The sequence below is a fragment of the Lutibacter aestuarii genome (assembly GCF_042676885.1).
In the GTDB taxonomy this organism is placed as follows: Bacteria; Bacteroidota; Bacteroidia; order Flavobacteriales; family Flavobacteriaceae; genus Lutibacter; species Lutibacter aestuarii.
In genome coordinates this window covers 57,275-73,453 of record NZ_JBHTIC010000008.1, presented here as the reverse complement: position 1 = coordinate 73,453, position 16,179 = coordinate 57,275, and the positions used below count along the sequence as shown (strand labels likewise).

Below are 16,179 nucleotides of genomic sequence, written 5' to 3'. Positions count from 1 at the left end.
AACAAATAACTTGCTTCTTAGTTTAAAAAATTTATTTTTGCAAAAAATTTAATACAAAAAGATTATGTATTGGACATTAGAATTAGCATCCTATCTAGCAGATGCACCTTGGCCGGCAACAAAAGATGAATTGATTGATTATGCAATTAGAACAGGAGCACCATTAGAAGTTGTTGAAAATCTTCAAGAAATTGAAGATGAGGATGAGAATTTTGAATCAATTCTTGAAATATGGCCTGATTACCCTTCCGAAGAAGATTATCTCTGGAATGAAGATGAATATTAGGTATAATTTATAATTTCAAAAAAAGTCTCAATTGAGACTTTTTTTTGCTTTAAACTTTAAATTTAAACATATTTTAAGGCAATTAAAATTTAAATATTTTAAATTCGCTTACAGTAAAAAATAACAAAAAAACTCCTTTAAAAAAGGGCAATAATAAAATTTTGAAATAATAATTATGAGTATTATAAATTCAGTACTTAAAGTATTTGTTGGTGATAAAAAGAAGAAAGATTTGAAATTGCTTCAGCCTGTAGTTACCAATGCTGCTACTTTCGAAAGTGAAATGGCAAACTTAACTAACGATCAATTAAGAGATAAAACAAATTATTTTAAGCAGAAAATAAATGATGCAACAAAAGATTTAACTCTTAAAATTAAAGCATTACAAGATGAAGCACACGATGCAAATGTTGATAGAAAAGAAGAAATTTATACTGAAATTGATCAATTAGAAGATGAATCATACGAAACTTCTGAAAAAGTACTCAATGAAATAATGCCTGAAGCTTTTGCAGTAATTAAAGAAACGGCAAAACGCTTTACTGAAAATGAATCAATTACCGTTACTGCAACTCCTTTTGACAGAGAACTTTCTGCAACTAGAGAAAACATTACACTCGACAACGAAAAAGCTATTTGGGCAAATAAATGGAATGCTCAAGGAAAAGAAGTTACTTGGGATATGATTCATTATGATGTTCAGTTAATTGGTGGTTCTGTACTTCATCAAGGAAAAATTGCTGAAATGATGACTGGTGAAGGTAAAACATTGGTTTCTACTTTACCTGTTTATCTAAATGCTTTAACTGGAAAAGGTGTTCACGTAGTTACCGTTAATGACTATTTAGCAAAACGGGATGCCGCTTGGATGGGACCTGTTTTTGAATTTCATGGCTTAAGTGTTGATTGTATTGATCATCACCAACCAAATTCTGATGCCAGAAGAAAGGCATATAATTCAGATATTACGTATGGTACAAATAACGAATTTGGTTTCGATTATTTACGCGATAATATGGCGCACTCGCCTAACGATTTAGTACAACGACCACACAATTATGCCATTGTTGATGAAGTGGATTCAGTATTAATTGATGATGCTCGTACACCATTAATTATTTCGGGTGCAACAGCCAATGCAGATAGACACGAATTTAATGAACTAAAGCCAAGTGTAGATAAAATTGTTTCTATACAAAGAAATTATTTAACTGGTGTTTTAGCCGAAGTAAAAAAATTAATTAAAGAAGGTAACACTAAAGATGGCGGATTTTTATTACTTCGTGTATACAGAGGTCTCCCAAAAAGTAAAGCTTTAATAAAATTTTTAAGTCAAGAAGGCATCAAACAACTTTTACAGAAAACGGAAAATTTCTACATGCAAGATAATAACCGTGAAATGCCAAAAATTGATGAAGAATTATATTTTGTTATTGATGAAAAAAACAACTCTATTGAGCTAACTGATAAAGGTATTAACTTTTTATCTGGAGATGATGGTGATGAAAACTTTTTTGTACTTCCAGATTTAAGTACTGAAATTGGTGAAATAGATAGCAGTAATCTTTCACCAGAAGAAACTGCAAATAAAAAAGACGAATTATATCGTGAATTTAGTATCAAAAGCGAACGAATTCACACAATGAACCAGCTATTAAAAGCATACACCCTGTTTGAAAAAGATGTGGAGTATGTAATTATGGATGATAAAATTAAAATTGTTGATGAACAAACTGGTCGTATTATGGATGGTCGACGCTATTCAGACGGATTACATCAAGCAATTGAAGCCAAAGAAAATGTAAAAATTGAAGCTGCAACTCAAACCTATGCCACAGTTACACTTCAAAACTACTTTAGAATGTACCGAAAACTTTCAGGTATGACAGGTACTGCCATTACAGAAGCTGGCGAATTTTGGGATATTTACAAATTAGATGTTGTTGAAATTCCTACAAATTTACCGCTACAACGTAATGATAAAGAAGATTTAGTTTATAAAACCAAACGTGAAAAGTACAATGCAGTAATTGAAGAAATTGAAAACTTAGTGAATCAAGGTCGCCCTGTTTTAGTAGGTACAACTTCTGTTGAAATTTCCGAATTATTAGGTAGAATGCTTGCCATTAGAAAAATACCACACAACGTATTAAATGCCAAATTACATAAAAAAGAAGCAGACATAGTTGCTCAAGCTGGTAATGCTGGTGTAGTAACTATTGCAACCAATATGGCTGGTCGTGGTACAGATATTAAATTATCTGATGAAGTTAAAGCCGCTGGAGGTTTAGCTATTATTGGTACAGAGCGTCATGATTCTCGTCGTGTTGACCGTCAGTTGCGTGGTCGTGCAGGTCGTCAAGGAGATCCAGGCTCTTCTCAATTCTACGTTTCATTAGAAGACAACTTAATGCGTTTATTTGGTTCTGAAAGAATTGCCAAAATGATGGATAGGATGGGCTTACAAGAAGGAGAAGTTATCCAACATTCTATGATAAGTAAATCAATTGAACGTGCTCAACGTAAAGTTGAAGAAAATAACTTTGGTGTTCGTAAACGTTTATTAGAATATGATGATGTTATGAACTCGCAACGTGAAGTAGTGTATAAACGTCGTCGTCATGCATTGTATGGAGATCGCTTGCAAGTTGATATTGTAAATATGGTTTATGATACTTGTAACTTATTGGTAAGAGAAAACAAATTAACAAACGACTTTCAAAACTTTGAATTCGAATTAATCCGTTTTTCTTCAACTAGTTCTCCTTTTACAGAAGAAGAGTTTAAAACTTTATCTGAACAAGAACTAACAGATCAGCTTTTTGACATAGTGTATAAACATTACAAAGAAAAATTAGAACGAAGCGCCAAAGCTGCTTATCCTGTTATTAAAGATGTTTATGAAAACCAAGGTGATAAATACGAAAGAATTGTAGTTCCTTTTACTGACGGAACAAAAGAATTAAAAGTAGTAACTAATTTAAAGGAAGCTTATGAAACAGGTGGAAAAGGATTGGTTACTGATTTTGAGAAAAATATTACACTTGCCATTATTGATGATACTTGGAAAGATCATTTACGTCAAATGGATGAATTAAAACAATCTGTTCAAAATGCTACCTATGAGCAGAAAGATCCATTATTAATTTACAAGTTTGAATCTTTTGAATTATTTAATGGTATGCTTGATAAAGTAAATAAAGAAGTTTTATCCTTCTTATTTAAAGGTGAATTACCTTCTCAAGATGCAAGTCAAGTTTCACAAGCTAGAGAACAAAAACGTGAAAAAGTACAGTTGAGTAAAGAAGATTATCAAAGTCCTACTGAAGGTACACAAACCAATCAAACTCAACAACCTCAAGTAGTTGAAACTATTGTTCGTTCTGAACGTAAAATTGGTAGAAATGAAAAAGTGACTATTAAAAATGTTATGAGTGGTGAAAATAAATCTTTAAAATACAAACAAGCAATTCCTTTAATTCAAAAAGGTGAATGGGTGTTGGTTGAAGAAGAATAAGGATAATTTTAATATAAAAAAAAGCCTGAATTTAAATTCAGGCTTTTTTTATATTTCTAGATTTTTATCGTAAGGGATACTTTTCAAAATATGATTTATTGCAGCAACCCTAGCATAGGTTTTTCGATTGGCTTTTATAATTTTCCAAGAAACTGGACCTACTTTTGTAACACTAAACATTTTGTTTTTATATTCAGTATAAACATCCCATAATTCTTGTGCCTTTTCATCAACTGGAGTCATTTTCCACTGTTTTAAAGGGTTGTTTTTAATATCTTCAAAACGTTTTGCTTGTTCTCTTTTTGATATAGACATATAAATTTTTACCAAACGTATTCCAGATTCAGTAATCATACGTTCAAAATCATTTACTTGATTCATAAAAACCTTATATTCCTCTTGAGAGCAAAATCCATTCACTGGCTCAACTACTGCTCTATTATACCAGCTTCTATCAAAAAACACAATTTCTCCAGCTTTTGGAAACTGATTAACATAACGTTGAAAATACCACTGAGTTTTTTCGTCTTCAGTTGGTTTAGGTAATGCCATGATTCTTAAATGTCTAGGGTTCATTCTTTCTGTAGCTCTTCTAATTGCTCCTCCCTTACCTGCAGCATCACGTCCTTCAAAAAGTACAATTATTCGTTCATTTTGATTAATTGCCCAAGACTGTAGCCTAATTAATTCTATTTGTAATTTTTTAAGTTTTCTTTCATATTTTACATACCTAATGGCCTTTTCTAAATTATAAGGTTCTTTAGAAAGTAGTGCTGTTAAGCCTTTATTAGTATTTAATATTTCTACTCCTTCTTCCGTTAGTTTAAATTCTTTCTCTTTCATAGTTAATCGATTTGTTTGGATGAACGATAATATCTCATAATTATATTAGGGTCGGTTAATAACGTTGTTAATGCTTCACCTTTACCATCGTAATTAAATTGAGACAATACATATCTAATACATTCTAAACGTGCTATTTTTTTATCATTAGCTTTAACTGTAATCCAAGGGCTATAACTTGTATGAGTTCTACTGTACATTTGTTCTTTGTAATGAGTGTATTTATTCCAAAGCTCCTGCCCCTTTCTATCTACTGGACTAAATTTCCAACGTTTTAAAGGTGTTCCCAAACGGGCGTTAAACCTTGCTAACTGTTCGTCTTTTGAAATTGAAAACCAAAACTTTATTAATATCAATCCATCTTCATATAGCATATGCTCGAACTCTGGTACTTGTACCATAAAGTTTTGATATTGAGCATCATTACAAAATCCCATTACTGGTTCTACAACAGCTCTATTATACCAACTTCTATCAAAAAACACAATTTCACCTGCGTTTGGTAGTTCTTTAATATATCTTCTAAAATACCATTGACCTTGTTCTACTTCTGTAGGCTTTGTTAATGCCACAACTCTCATAGATCGAGGGTTTAAATGCTCTGTAAACCTTCTTATGTTACCTCCTTTACCAGCAGCATCACGTCCTTCAAAAATAATAGCAACACGCTTTTTATTTTTAGAAACCCATTGTTGCAGTTTTACCAATTCTATTTGAAGCTTACGTAATTCATCCTCATAAAATAACTTTTTAGATACTTTATCTATTGGAATTTTTTTTTCTTTAATTATTTGTAATAATTCTTTATTTGAAGTTGCTTTATTAAAATCTTCAATGGTAAGTTTAGGAGTATCTTGCACTATTAATCATTATTTTCAACGGTTACACATTCTGCTGGGTTATTAGAAATTTGCAGTTTCGCATCAGATGGAGAAACATAAGGAATTCCTAATCCTAATCCTCGCAAAATAAATAATAATCCGATAATAACAACAAAAACAGGTATTACTTTTTGAATTTTTGTTCGTAAAGATAAATTTACAAAATTTCCTAACAAAATTGCACCTGTCATCATTGGAATTGTTCCTACACCGAATACTGCCATATATAAAGCTCCTTGGATACTGTTTCCAGTAGAAACTGAACCAATTAAAGCCATATATACCAATCCACAAGGTAAAAAACCATTGAAAAAACCAATTGAAAATAATGCTTTATTAGATTTTTTATTAAGGTATAGTCCTAATTTAGATTTGACTTTAGCTATAATTTTATATAAAGGTTTTGAAAAATTAAATTTATTGAAAATGGTAACTGGAATAATTACTAGTAGTATCATTATTACCCCCATTAAAATAGATAACCGCTGTTGAAAACCAGCTAAATATAACCCCTTACCAATTAAACCAAAAAGCATTCCTATAAATGAATAGCTTATCAGCCTTCCTAAATGATATAAAAAAGTTTGAAAAATTAATTTAGTTTTAGAACTTCTATCAACAGGAATTACAAAAGCAATTGGTCCGCACATACCAATGCAATGAAAACTGCCAGCCAAACCTAAAACAAGTGCAGTCCAAAGCATATTTAATAGGTCAGTTTTTGTTTAAATAAATAGTTTTTTTCATTTATACTCCAATCAACTCTAACGTCCCATCTACCATCAACTAAAGATTCATCTTTGATTAAAAATTTGTGTGAATCAAGTTTAATTGGAAATTTAAAGTCGATTTTATTGTTAGACATCCTCATAAATGAAATGCTTCCTTTTATTTCCTCAAAATTGAAATTAGAAGGAAAGTTAATTAATAATCCTTCTTTCACTTTTTGGATGGTTACATCTTCTCTTAATAAAACAGCATTTTTTAATTTATCAATATCTTGTTGGTAATTTAATTCATCTTTATAATAATCTTCTGATACTAAATAATGGTTGTATTCAGGCAAAAAGGTTACTTTAAACACAAAGTACAAGATAAATATTACAAATGCTGCTATGGAAATTATAATTCCTGCAGGCCAAGTTAGTTTTAATTTCATTTAATTTATTTTTATAGGTCCCGTAAAATTAGTTGAAGTAGTTTCAATTAATTTACCATTTGAATAAATTCCAATTTTAAGTTTCTCTTTTGACGAAGTTAAATCTTTTTTATTAATTTCAATAAATAAAGTTCCTTCTTTAAGTCCTTGTTTTTCTATATTAACAGCACCACCAACCATAGTAACAGTTCCTTCATGTGAAATTAACTTTACATCAACACTTTCAATGGTTTCAGTAGTTTTATTAATTAATTTTATTGTATAAACGTTTTTAATAGTTGTTGTAGTACTTTGAAATGTTTGACCTGGAAGACGTAGCACAGTTGCTTCAACATCATTACGTAAAAATAACATGGTAATTAAAACACCAATTAAGATGGTTAAAATTGCTGAATAGGCTATTAAACGTGCGTTGAATTTAAACTTTTCTTTTTTCTCTATATTATCTTCAGAAGCGTAACGAATTAAGCCTCTATCAAATCCCGATGTATCCATAATTGCATCACACGCATCAATACAAGCGGTGCAGTTGATACACTCTAATTGAGTACCATTTCTTATATCAATTCCTGTTGGACATACTTGAACACATTGCTTACAATCTATACAATCACCATGACCTAATTCTTCCCTATTTTCTCCTTTTCTTAATTTTTTTCTACCACTTTCACCTTCACCTCTAACAAAATCATAAGCTACATTAATAGATTTATTATCTAATAAAACTCCTTGCAATCTACCATAAGGACAAACAATAATACATACTTGTTCTCTAAACCAAGCAAAAACAAAATAAAAAACTGCTGTAAAAACTAATAATTTTATTAAGGTAGCTAAATGGGTTATTGGACCATCTGTAATATATCCCAAAACTACATCAGAACCTAAAACATAGGCTAGGAATACATTTGATATAAAGAATGAAATGATAAAAAAAGTGATCCATTTAGTAACTCTCTTTCTAATTTTTTCAGCATTCCAAGGTTGTTTCTCTAATTTTATTTGTTTATTTCTATCTCCTTCTATTAAATACTCCACTTTTCTGAAAACCATTTCCATAAAAATAGTTTGAGGGCACATCCATCCACAAAAAATCCGACCAAAAACTACAGTAAATAATATTACAAAAACAACACTTACCAATAATGAAATTACTAGTAAATGAAAGTCTTGAGGCCAAAAAGGAAATCCAAAAATATGGAACTTTCTTTCTAATACATTAAATAATAAAAATTGATTGCCTTTTATTTTAATAAATGGAGCTGCTAAAAAAAATGCTAATAAAATCCAACTAACAAATGTTCTATAATTGTAATATCTCCCTTTTGGTTTTTTAGGAAAGATAAAATTTCTTTTCCCTCTTTCGTCTATTGTTCCAATAGAATCTCTAAAGTTTTCTTGTTGTTCCATATTTAAATAAAAAAGGCTGTTTTCTAAATTTTTTCACCTTACAAATTTATGGTTAATTACTTATCCATCTTGATACAAAAGTGACAAAAATTAAAAAAACAGCCTATACTACTAACTAAAAAAATCAAAAACATAGTCTTCTAGCGAAGACTAATTTTTTAAATACTATTCTTCAGGCCAAGTAATATCACCTTCTGCAGCTTTTGGAGTTGCAGGTTGAGTTCCTTGCATTGAAATTATATAACTGGCTAATTGTATTCTTTCTTCTCTACTAATAGTGCTTTCCCAAGCAATCATTCCTTTTCCTGGTCGACCTCCATTAGTTATGGTATTGTAAATATTTTTAACTCCACCTCCTAAAATCCATTTGTCATCTGTTAAATTTGGGCCAATACTTCCTCCTAAATCAGATAAATGACAAGCAGTACAAGTTTTAGTTGTAAATAATTCAGCTCCTTTAGCTAAATTTTCTTCATCGGTAAAAGCAACAATATTTGAATCATCAAACTTTTCAGGATTGGCTGCTTTATAGGCTTCTACCTCTTGCTTTGCTGTTTCGATTTCAGCCGCTAACTCATCGTATTGATTATATTTTCCAAAACCAAAAATCATTATATAATAAAATATACTTGCAGCAATAGTAATATAAAATCCTGCCAACCACCAAGGTGGCAATACATTATCTAATTCTTTAATACCATCATAATCATGGTCTAACATTATGTCTTCTTCTGTTCCTAAATCGTGGGCTTTGGTTAAAGATTTCATCAACTTTTTCCATCCCGATATATTTTCTGAATTTTTATTCATGAGTAATTTCTTTAGTATTATTATCGTTATCTAATAATGGCATTTGACTTACCTCATCTATTCTTCTTTTTGGAAGTTTAAATACAAAAACTACCATAGTAATAAAAACTACAAAGAACAGTACAAGTGAAATTATAGGATAAATTTCAACACCATCAATACTTGCTAAATTATGTTTTATAAATTTTAACATACAAATTATTTTAATGCTGTTTTAGTTGTTTTAATATCTGTACCCAATCTTTGCAAATAAGCAATTAATGCTACAATTTCCTTATTTTGGATATTGCTTGATCCATAATTTTTAACAAACTCTGGATCTTGTCTTAAGTTATTTTCAATTTCTTTAGCTTGGGTTAAAAGTGCTTGTTTTGCTCCACTAATATCCTCGTCAGAGTATGGCACTCCTAAAGAGACTAACCCTTTCATTTTATTTTCTAAATTAGAAGCATTTATATCATTTTTAACTAACCAAGCGTAACGAGGCATAATAGATCCTGGCGATGTAGATCTAGGATCTAACATATGATTAAAATGCCAATTATCATTATATTTTCCTCCAACTCTATGAACATCTGGTCCAGTTCTACGAGATCCCCATAAAAATGGAAAATCATAAACAAATTCACCTGCTTTAGAATACTCACCATAACGTTCAACTTCAGAACGGAAAGGACGAATCATTTGTGAGTGACAGTTATTACAACCTTCTCTAATATAAATATCTCTACCTTCTAATTCTAACGGTGTATATGGTTTAACACTTTCGATAGTTGGCACGTTAGATTTTACTAATAATAAAGGAACAATTTCAACTAAACCCCCAATTAAAATAGCTACAGTAGTTAAAATAGAAAATAGCACTACTTTTCTTTCTAGCCAAGTATGGAATCCTTCACCAGCAACTCTTTGCCCACTAATTTTTTTCAATGGTGCTGCTTCTGCTAATTCATCTTCAACTGTTGAACCAGCTTTTGCAGTTTTAATAATATTGATTGCTAACAAAATGAAACCTGTTAAATATAAAGTACCACCAATAGCACGCATAGCATACATTGGAATTACTTGTGTTACGGTTTCAAGAAAGTTACCATAAACTAAAGTTCCATCAGGATTGAATTGTTTCCACATAAATGCTTGTGTAAAACCTGCAACATATAAAGGTATTGCATAAAACAGGATACCTAAAGTTCCTAGCCAAAAATGAGTATTGGCTAATTTTTTAGAATATAATGGTGTTTTCCATAATTTTTCAGCTAACCAATATACAATACCAGCAATCATAAATCCATTCCAAGCTAGAGCTCCAATATGCACGTGCCCAACAATCCAATCAGTATAATGTCCAATTGCATTTAAGTTTTTAAATGATAACATTGGTCCTTCAAAAGTTGCCATACCATAACCTGTAATTGCAACTACAAAGAATTTTAATACTGGGTTTTCTCTAACTTTATCCCAAGCACCCCTTAAGGTTAGTAAACCATTAATCATACCACCCCAAGAAGGGAAAATAAGCATTACTGAAAATACAGTTCCTAAGTTTTGTGCCCATTCAGGTAAAGCAGTATATAACAAATGGTGTGGTCCTGCCCAAATATATAAGAAAATTAATGTCCAAAAATGAATAATAGATAATCTATATGAATAAACAGGTCTATTCGCAACCTTTGGAACAAAATAATACATTAAACCTAAAACTGGAGTAGTTAAGAAAAACGCCACAGCATTATGTCCATACCACCATTGTACCAATGCATCTTGTACTCCTGAATACACTGAGTAACTTTTAAATGCAGAAACAGGCATTTCTAGATTGTTAAATATATAAAGAACAGCAATAGTTATTAATGTTGCAATATAAAACCAAATAGCAACATATATATGACGCTGTCTTCTTTTTAAAATAGTACCAATTAAATTAATTCCAAACACAACCCAAACTAAGACTACTGCTATATCTATTGGCCATTCTAATTCTGCATATTCTTTAGAAGATGTTAAGCCTAAAGGTAATGTAATTGCTGCAGCTACAATAATTGCCTGCCAGCCCCAAAAATGAATTCTACTTAAAACATCATTAAACATTCTTGCTTTAAGTAATCTTTGAGTAGAATAATAAATACCTAAGAAAATTCCATTACCTACAAAGGCAAAAATTACTGCATTGGTATGTAATGGTCTTAATCGTCCAAAACTTAACCACGAAATAGCATTTTCAGCTCCTGTAAATTCTAATAATCCTGGGAAAACAAAAAGTAGTGCTACTAAAAGCCCTACTAACATTCCTACAACTCCCCACAGAATTGTAGCCCAAAGAAACATTTTTACGATTTTATTGTCATAATAAAACTGTTCTTTTTCCATACTTGTTTGATTAATTGTTAGTTATTTTTGATTTTACTTTTTTGATTTTGTCCTTTTTTTCAGTAACCAATTCATCATCAAACAACATCCGTACGGCTGGTGTATGTGTATCTTCATACTGCCCAGACTTAACTGACTTTATAAATACAATGAAAAAAAATACGGCAACAACAATACTCACGCCTATTGTTATGTAGACTACTTCCATTTTTTAGTTACTAGTTTTCTTTTGATTTTTAATGACAAAAATATCATTTACTAATTGCAAATAAAATGATAATTATCATATAAACTTACGCAAAAATTGATTTACTTTTTAAGTTCTATAATTTTTTTGATACCCAATTGGTTAAAATTGTTACAAAAACCACTATAGTAATAGAACTTAAAGGCATTAAAATTGCTGCAACTACAGGGGTTAACATCCCTGTTAAAGCAAATGACATCCCAACTAAATTGTAACAAAAAGACAGTATAAAACTGGCTTTAATAATTGAAATAGTTTTTTTAGAAAGTGTTAAAAACTTTGGCAATTTGTTGAAAAGTTTTGCGTCTAAAATAGCATCACAGGCTGGTGAAAACACATTTACATCTTCAGAAATTGCAATCCCAACATTACTTTGTGCTAATGCACCTGCATCATTTAAACCATCGCCAATCATCATCACATGAGCTCCTTTTTCTTGTAGTTTCTTAATAAAGTTGAGTTTGTTTTCTGGTTTTTGATTGAATTGAAAAACTGTATTTTTAGGTAATAAGGTTTCTAAATAAGGTTTTTCTCCATCATTATCTCCAGATAGAATAACTAGTTTGTAATGTTTTGCTAAAGTTTCAAAAACTTCTTTTGTTCCTTCTCTATAACTATTTTTAAAAGTAAAACTTCCTTTTATTTTATGATTGATTTTTATATGTATTGAAGTTTCATTTGTTTTTTCTGAAATTGCATTAACGAAACTTGAAGACCCTAATTTAATAGTTAAATTATTGACGGTAGCTTCAATACCTTTACCTAATATTTCTTCAAAATTTATTGGAGATTCTTCGAAAGGTTCTTCTTCTAAAAAGTCATAGAGTGTTCTACTCAAAGGATGATTAGATGCTCTTAAAACAGTTTTTAAAGCTCTTAACTCTTTTAACGTTAAATCTTCTCCTTTATAAATTAATTGTGCTTTATCACTTGAAGTTATGGTTCCTGTTTTATCAAAAATAATGGTATCAATTTTGGAAATATTTTCTATAGTTTCAGCATTTCTTAAATAGAATTTTTTATATCCAAAAATTCGTAAAATATTGCCAAAGGAAAACGGAGCAGACAAAGCCAATGCACAAGGGCACGCTATAATTAAAACTGCGGTTACTACATTAAAAACCATTTGGGGATTATAAAAATACCAAAAAATACCAGCAAAAAAAGCAATCAATAAAATTGCTATTGTAAAATACTTACTAATTGAATCTGTAATATTTTTTATCGTTTTTTCATTATTTTTACTAAACACATCGTTGCTCCAAAGTTGAGTTAAATAACTTTGAGCAATTGTATTAATTACTTCCATTTCAATGGCTCCAGATGTTTGTTTTCCACCTGCAAATAATTTATCTCCTGATTGCTTCATCACAGGTAAAGATTCTCCTGTTACAAAACTGTAGTTAATTGCAGCATTTCCATTAATTAAAATACCATCAACAGGAATCAATTCTTCATTTCTAATTAAAAGCCTATCTCCTTTTTGAATATCTTTTACAGCAATATTTACTTCTTTTCCTTTGTTAATTTTGGTTACAGCAATTGGAAAGTACGATTTATAATCTCTTTCAAAAGATAAAAAGTTATAGGTTTTTTGTTGAAAAAATTTTCCTAGTAATAGAAAAAATACCAACCCTGCCAAACTATCAAAAAAGCCAGAACCTATATCTAACATAATCTCAATTGAGCTTCTAATAAACAAAACTGAAATTCCTAAAGCTATAGGCACATCAATATTTAAAATTTTATGACGTAACCCTTTATATGCCGATATAAAATAATCTTTAGCAGAATAAAACACTACTGGAATTGCCATTACAAACATTAAATACCTAAACAAATGTTTGTATTTTTCTAACCAAAATTCATCTACCTGAAAATATTCTGGAAAAGATAATAGCATAATATTACCAAATGAAAAAGCAGCAATTGAAACTTGATATATTAACGTTTTGTCAACAGTACTTTTTCTTCCTTCATCATCATCTAAACTAATATAAGGTTCGTAACCTATAGAAGTAATAAGTTCCACCACATCTTTTAAAGTTGTAGAACTGTTTTTAAAAGTTATACGAACCGTTTTTTTAGGAAAATTAACCATAGAAGTGGTAACCCCATTATTTAACTTATTTAAATTTTCTAACACCCAAATGCAAGAACTGCAATGAATACTTGGAATATAAAATTCAGCAACTGAAGTAGTACCATCATCAAACTCTAATAGCTTTTCAATAATTTCAGGTGTTTCTAAATAATTATATTTACCTTTAATATCACTTGGAATAGTTCCTGGTGAAGCTTCAAAATCATAATAACAAGTTAACTCGTTTGCATTTAATATTTCATAAACTGTTTTACACCCGTTACAACAAAATTTTCTTTCATCAAACTCAATTGGTTTTTTACCACAATCGGCTCCACAATGATAACAATTATTTTGGCTCATAGTTTTTTAAATACACCACAAAACTATTCAATTATTCCCTTTTAAGTATGATAAATATCATTTAATTTTGTACCTTTGAGCGTTTTACTACAAGATTAATTTAATCGAGATTATATGTCAAAATGTGGACAATGTATTATGAAGCGTTTTAACGCTTTGAAAACTTTAACTCACGAAGAATTAGAAAGATTTTCAGAACATAAAACTTCACTCCTCATAAAAAAAGGTGAGAATTTAATGACTGAAGGAAACTCTATTAATGGGCTCTATTGTATTAGGGATGGAAAATGTAAATTGACTAAATTAAATACTAACGGTAAAGAACAAATCATTAAATTTATTAAAGGTGGTGATATTTTAGGCCATAGATCTATTCTAAGTGATGAGCCTGTAGGTTTAAATGCTACTGCCTTAGAAGATATGCATGTTTGTTTTATTCCTAAAGGCGATATTTTAGATTCTATAAGAGACAACCCTCAATTTTCTTTAAATTTAATACGCAATATATCGCTTCAATTAAGTCAAGCAAATACTTCTATTTCACAAATGGCACAAAAACCTGTAAAGGATAGACTTGCTGAAACTTTATTAAATTTAGAGGATATTTTTGGAATTGATAATGAAGGTTGTATTGATGTAGTTTTAACCAGAGAAGAGATTGCTAATACTATTGGAACTGCAACAGAATCTGCTATTAGATTATTGTCTAACCTTAAAAAAGATGGCGTTATAGATTTAATAGGAAAAAAAATTAAAATTATAAATAAAAATATGCTTAAAAACCTTTCAGAAGGTTATTAAAGAATTACTATTATATAATACAAATAAAAAAAGACCTTTTAATTAAAAGGTCTTTTTTTATTTGTATTTCTTTATAAATTAAATCATTGATGCTGCGATACGTTTATAAATACCTTTTTCAAGTTTAGATCTAATTGCTGAGAAAGATTCAATAGTTTCTTTTACATCATCTAAATTATGAGTTGCCGTTGGAATTAACCTAAGAATAATTAATCCCTTAGGGATAACAGGATATACCACTATAGAACAGAAAATTCCATAGTTTTCTCTTAAATCATTTACCATAGCCATAGCTTCAGGTATATCACCCTCTAAAAATACAGGCGTTACACAAGTATTTGTTTTTCCAATATTAAAACCATTTTCTTTTAACCCATTTTGAAGAGCGTTTACATTTTCCCATAACTTGGCCTTAAGTTCTGGCATTGTTCTAAGCATATCCAAACGTTTTAAAGCTCCTTTTACCATTGGCATTGGTAAAGATTTTGCAAACATTTGAGAACGCATATTGTATTGTAAGTACTGAATTATATCTTTATCTGCCGCAAAAAAAGCGCCTATTCCTGCCATAGATTTTGCAAAGGTTGCAAAGTACACATCAATTTCATCTTGCACACCTTGTTCAAAACCTGTTCCTCTTCCTCCTTCTCCTAAAGTTCCAAAACCATGTGCATCATCAACTAATAATCTAAAATTATATTTGGTTTTTAAAGCGGCTATTTCTTTCAATTTACCTTGTTCACCCCTCATACCAAAAACACCTTCTGATATTACTAAAATACCGCCATTGTTTTCTTCTGCAATTTTAGAAGCTCGTTGCAAATTCTTTTCTAAACTTTCTATATCGTTATGTTGATATGTAAAGCGTTTACCATGGTGTAATCTAACCCCATCAATAATACAAGCGTGTGAATCGATATCATACACAATAACATCATGTTTGCTAACTAAAGCATCAATTGCAGAAACCATACCTTGATATCCAAAGTTTACTAAATATGCTGCTTCTTTATCAACAAATTCAGCACATTCTTTTTCTAATTGTTCATGGTATTTCGTATGCCCTGACATCATTCTAGCACCCATTGGATATGCCATTCCATATTCTGCAGCAGCCTCTGCATCAGCTTTTCTAACTTCAGGGTGATTTGCTAGACCTAGATAATCGTTAATACTCCAAGTAATTACATTTTTACCATTAAAAACCATTCTATTAGAAATTTCACCTTCTAACTTTGGAAAAACATAATAACCTTCTGCTTGCTTAGCCCATTTCCCTAACGGACCTTTGTCTTTTATAATTCTTTCAAATAAGTCTTTCATTGTATATATTTAAACATAAATAGCACTTTTAAAAGCATATTTACGATAGTGCAAATTACGTAATTTTTTTTATGCTATTCAAATGTAAA

At 30.2% G+C, this 16,179-nt stretch carries 14 protein-coding genes; 3 read left to right on the top strand and 11 right to left on the bottom strand.

Annotated features, from left to right (window positions below):
- Positions 1-64 precede the first annotated feature (64 nt).
- The gene (locus tag ACFQZW_RS07880; protein WP_168815980.1) at positions 65-286 is read left to right on the top strand and encodes a DUF2795 domain-containing protein; all 222 of its coding nucleotides are present in this window, start codon (positions 65-67) and stop codon (positions 284-286) included.
- Positions 287-461: 175 nt separating this feature from the next.
- Complete coding sequence (gene secA / locus ACFQZW_RS07875) at positions 462-3,803, top strand: preprotein translocase subunit SecA (RefSeq protein WP_298262293.1); 3,342 nt, start codon at positions 462-464, stop codon at positions 3,801-3,803.
- 48 nt (positions 3,804-3,851) lie between these two features.
- Here secA and ppk2 (ACFQZW_RS07870) read toward each other — a convergent pair whose 3' ends face one another.
- From ppk2 (ACFQZW_RS07870) to ACFQZW_RS07825, 10 genes are all read right to left on the bottom strand, one after another.
- Positions 3,852-4,646 carry a polyphosphate kinase 2 gene (gene ppk2, locus ACFQZW_RS07870; protein WP_298262292.1) on the bottom strand — a complete coding sequence of 265 codons (795 nt, stop codon included), beginning with the start codon at positions 4,644-4,646 and terminating at the stop codon, positions 3,852-3,854.
- Positions 4,647-4,648: 2 nt separating this feature from the next.
- Positions 4,649-5,437 carry a polyphosphate kinase 2 gene (gene ppk2, locus ACFQZW_RS07865; protein WP_298262597.1) on the bottom strand — a complete coding sequence of 263 codons (789 nt, stop codon included), beginning with the start codon at positions 5,435-5,437 and terminating at the stop codon, positions 4,649-4,651.
- A gap of 71 nt (positions 5,438-5,508) precedes the next feature.
- Positions 5,509-6,231, bottom strand: a complete 723-nt coding sequence (locus ACFQZW_RS07860) for a sulfite exporter TauE/SafE family protein (protein WP_298262291.1) — start codon at positions 6,229-6,231, stop codon at positions 5,509-5,511.
- A gap of 2 nt (positions 6,232-6,233) precedes the next feature.
- Positions 6,234-6,686, bottom strand: a complete 453-nt coding sequence (locus ACFQZW_RS07855; protein ID WP_298262290.1) for a FixH family protein — start codon at positions 6,684-6,686, stop codon at positions 6,234-6,236.
- The gene (gene ccoG / locus ACFQZW_RS07850; RefSeq protein WP_386782195.1) at positions 6,687-8,096 is read right to left on the bottom strand and encodes a cytochrome c oxidase accessory protein CcoG; all 1,410 of its coding nucleotides are present in this window, start codon (positions 8,094-8,096) and stop codon (positions 6,687-6,689) included.
- 165 nt (positions 8,097-8,261) lie between these two features.
- A complete protein-coding gene (locus tag ACFQZW_RS07845; protein WP_298262288.1) occupies positions 8,262-8,906 on the bottom strand; it encodes a cbb3-type cytochrome c oxidase N-terminal domain-containing protein in 645 nt (214 codons plus the stop codon).
- A complete protein-coding gene (locus ACFQZW_RS07840) occupies positions 8,899-9,099 on the bottom strand; it encodes a CcoQ/FixQ family Cbb3-type cytochrome c oxidase assembly chaperone (RefSeq protein WP_298262287.1) in 201 nt (66 codons plus the stop codon). The genes ACFQZW_RS07845 and ACFQZW_RS07840 overlap by 8 nt, the downstream gene beginning before the upstream one ends.
- A 5-nt stretch (positions 9,100-9,104) precedes the next feature.
- Complete coding sequence (ccoN, locus tag ACFQZW_RS07835; protein WP_386782192.1) at positions 9,105-11,273, bottom strand: cytochrome-c oxidase, cbb3-type subunit I; 2,169 nt, start codon at positions 11,271-11,273, stop codon at positions 9,105-9,107.
- Positions 11,274-11,283: 10 nt separating this feature from the next.
- Positions 11,284-11,481 (bottom strand): cbb3-type cytochrome oxidase assembly protein CcoS, encoded by a 198-nt coding sequence (ccoS, locus tag ACFQZW_RS07830; RefSeq protein WP_298287355.1) that lies wholly within the window; start codon positions 11,479-11,481, stop codon positions 11,284-11,286.
- A gap of 115 nt (positions 11,482-11,596) precedes the next feature.
- Positions 11,597-13,966 carry a heavy metal translocating P-type ATPase gene (locus tag ACFQZW_RS07825; protein WP_386782189.1) on the bottom strand — a complete coding sequence of 790 codons (2,370 nt, stop codon included), beginning with the start codon at positions 13,964-13,966 and terminating at the stop codon, positions 11,597-11,599.
- Positions 13,967-14,104: 138 nt separating this feature from the next.
- On the opposite strand from ACFQZW_RS07825, the gene ACFQZW_RS07820 reads away from it, so the two are divergent.
- Complete coding sequence (locus ACFQZW_RS07820; protein WP_363317294.1) at positions 14,105-14,767, top strand: Crp/Fnr family transcriptional regulator; 663 nt, start codon at positions 14,105-14,107, stop codon at positions 14,765-14,767.
- A gap of 78 nt (positions 14,768-14,845) precedes the next feature.
- Here the strand turns inward: ACFQZW_RS07820 and ACFQZW_RS07815 are convergent, their stop codons facing one another.
- On the bottom strand, positions 14,846-16,090 hold the full coding sequence (locus ACFQZW_RS07815; RefSeq protein ID WP_298262282.1) for an aminotransferase class I/II-fold pyridoxal phosphate-dependent enzyme: 1,245 nt from the start codon (positions 16,088-16,090) through the stop codon (positions 14,846-14,848).
- Positions 16,091-16,179: the final 89 nt, after the last annotated feature.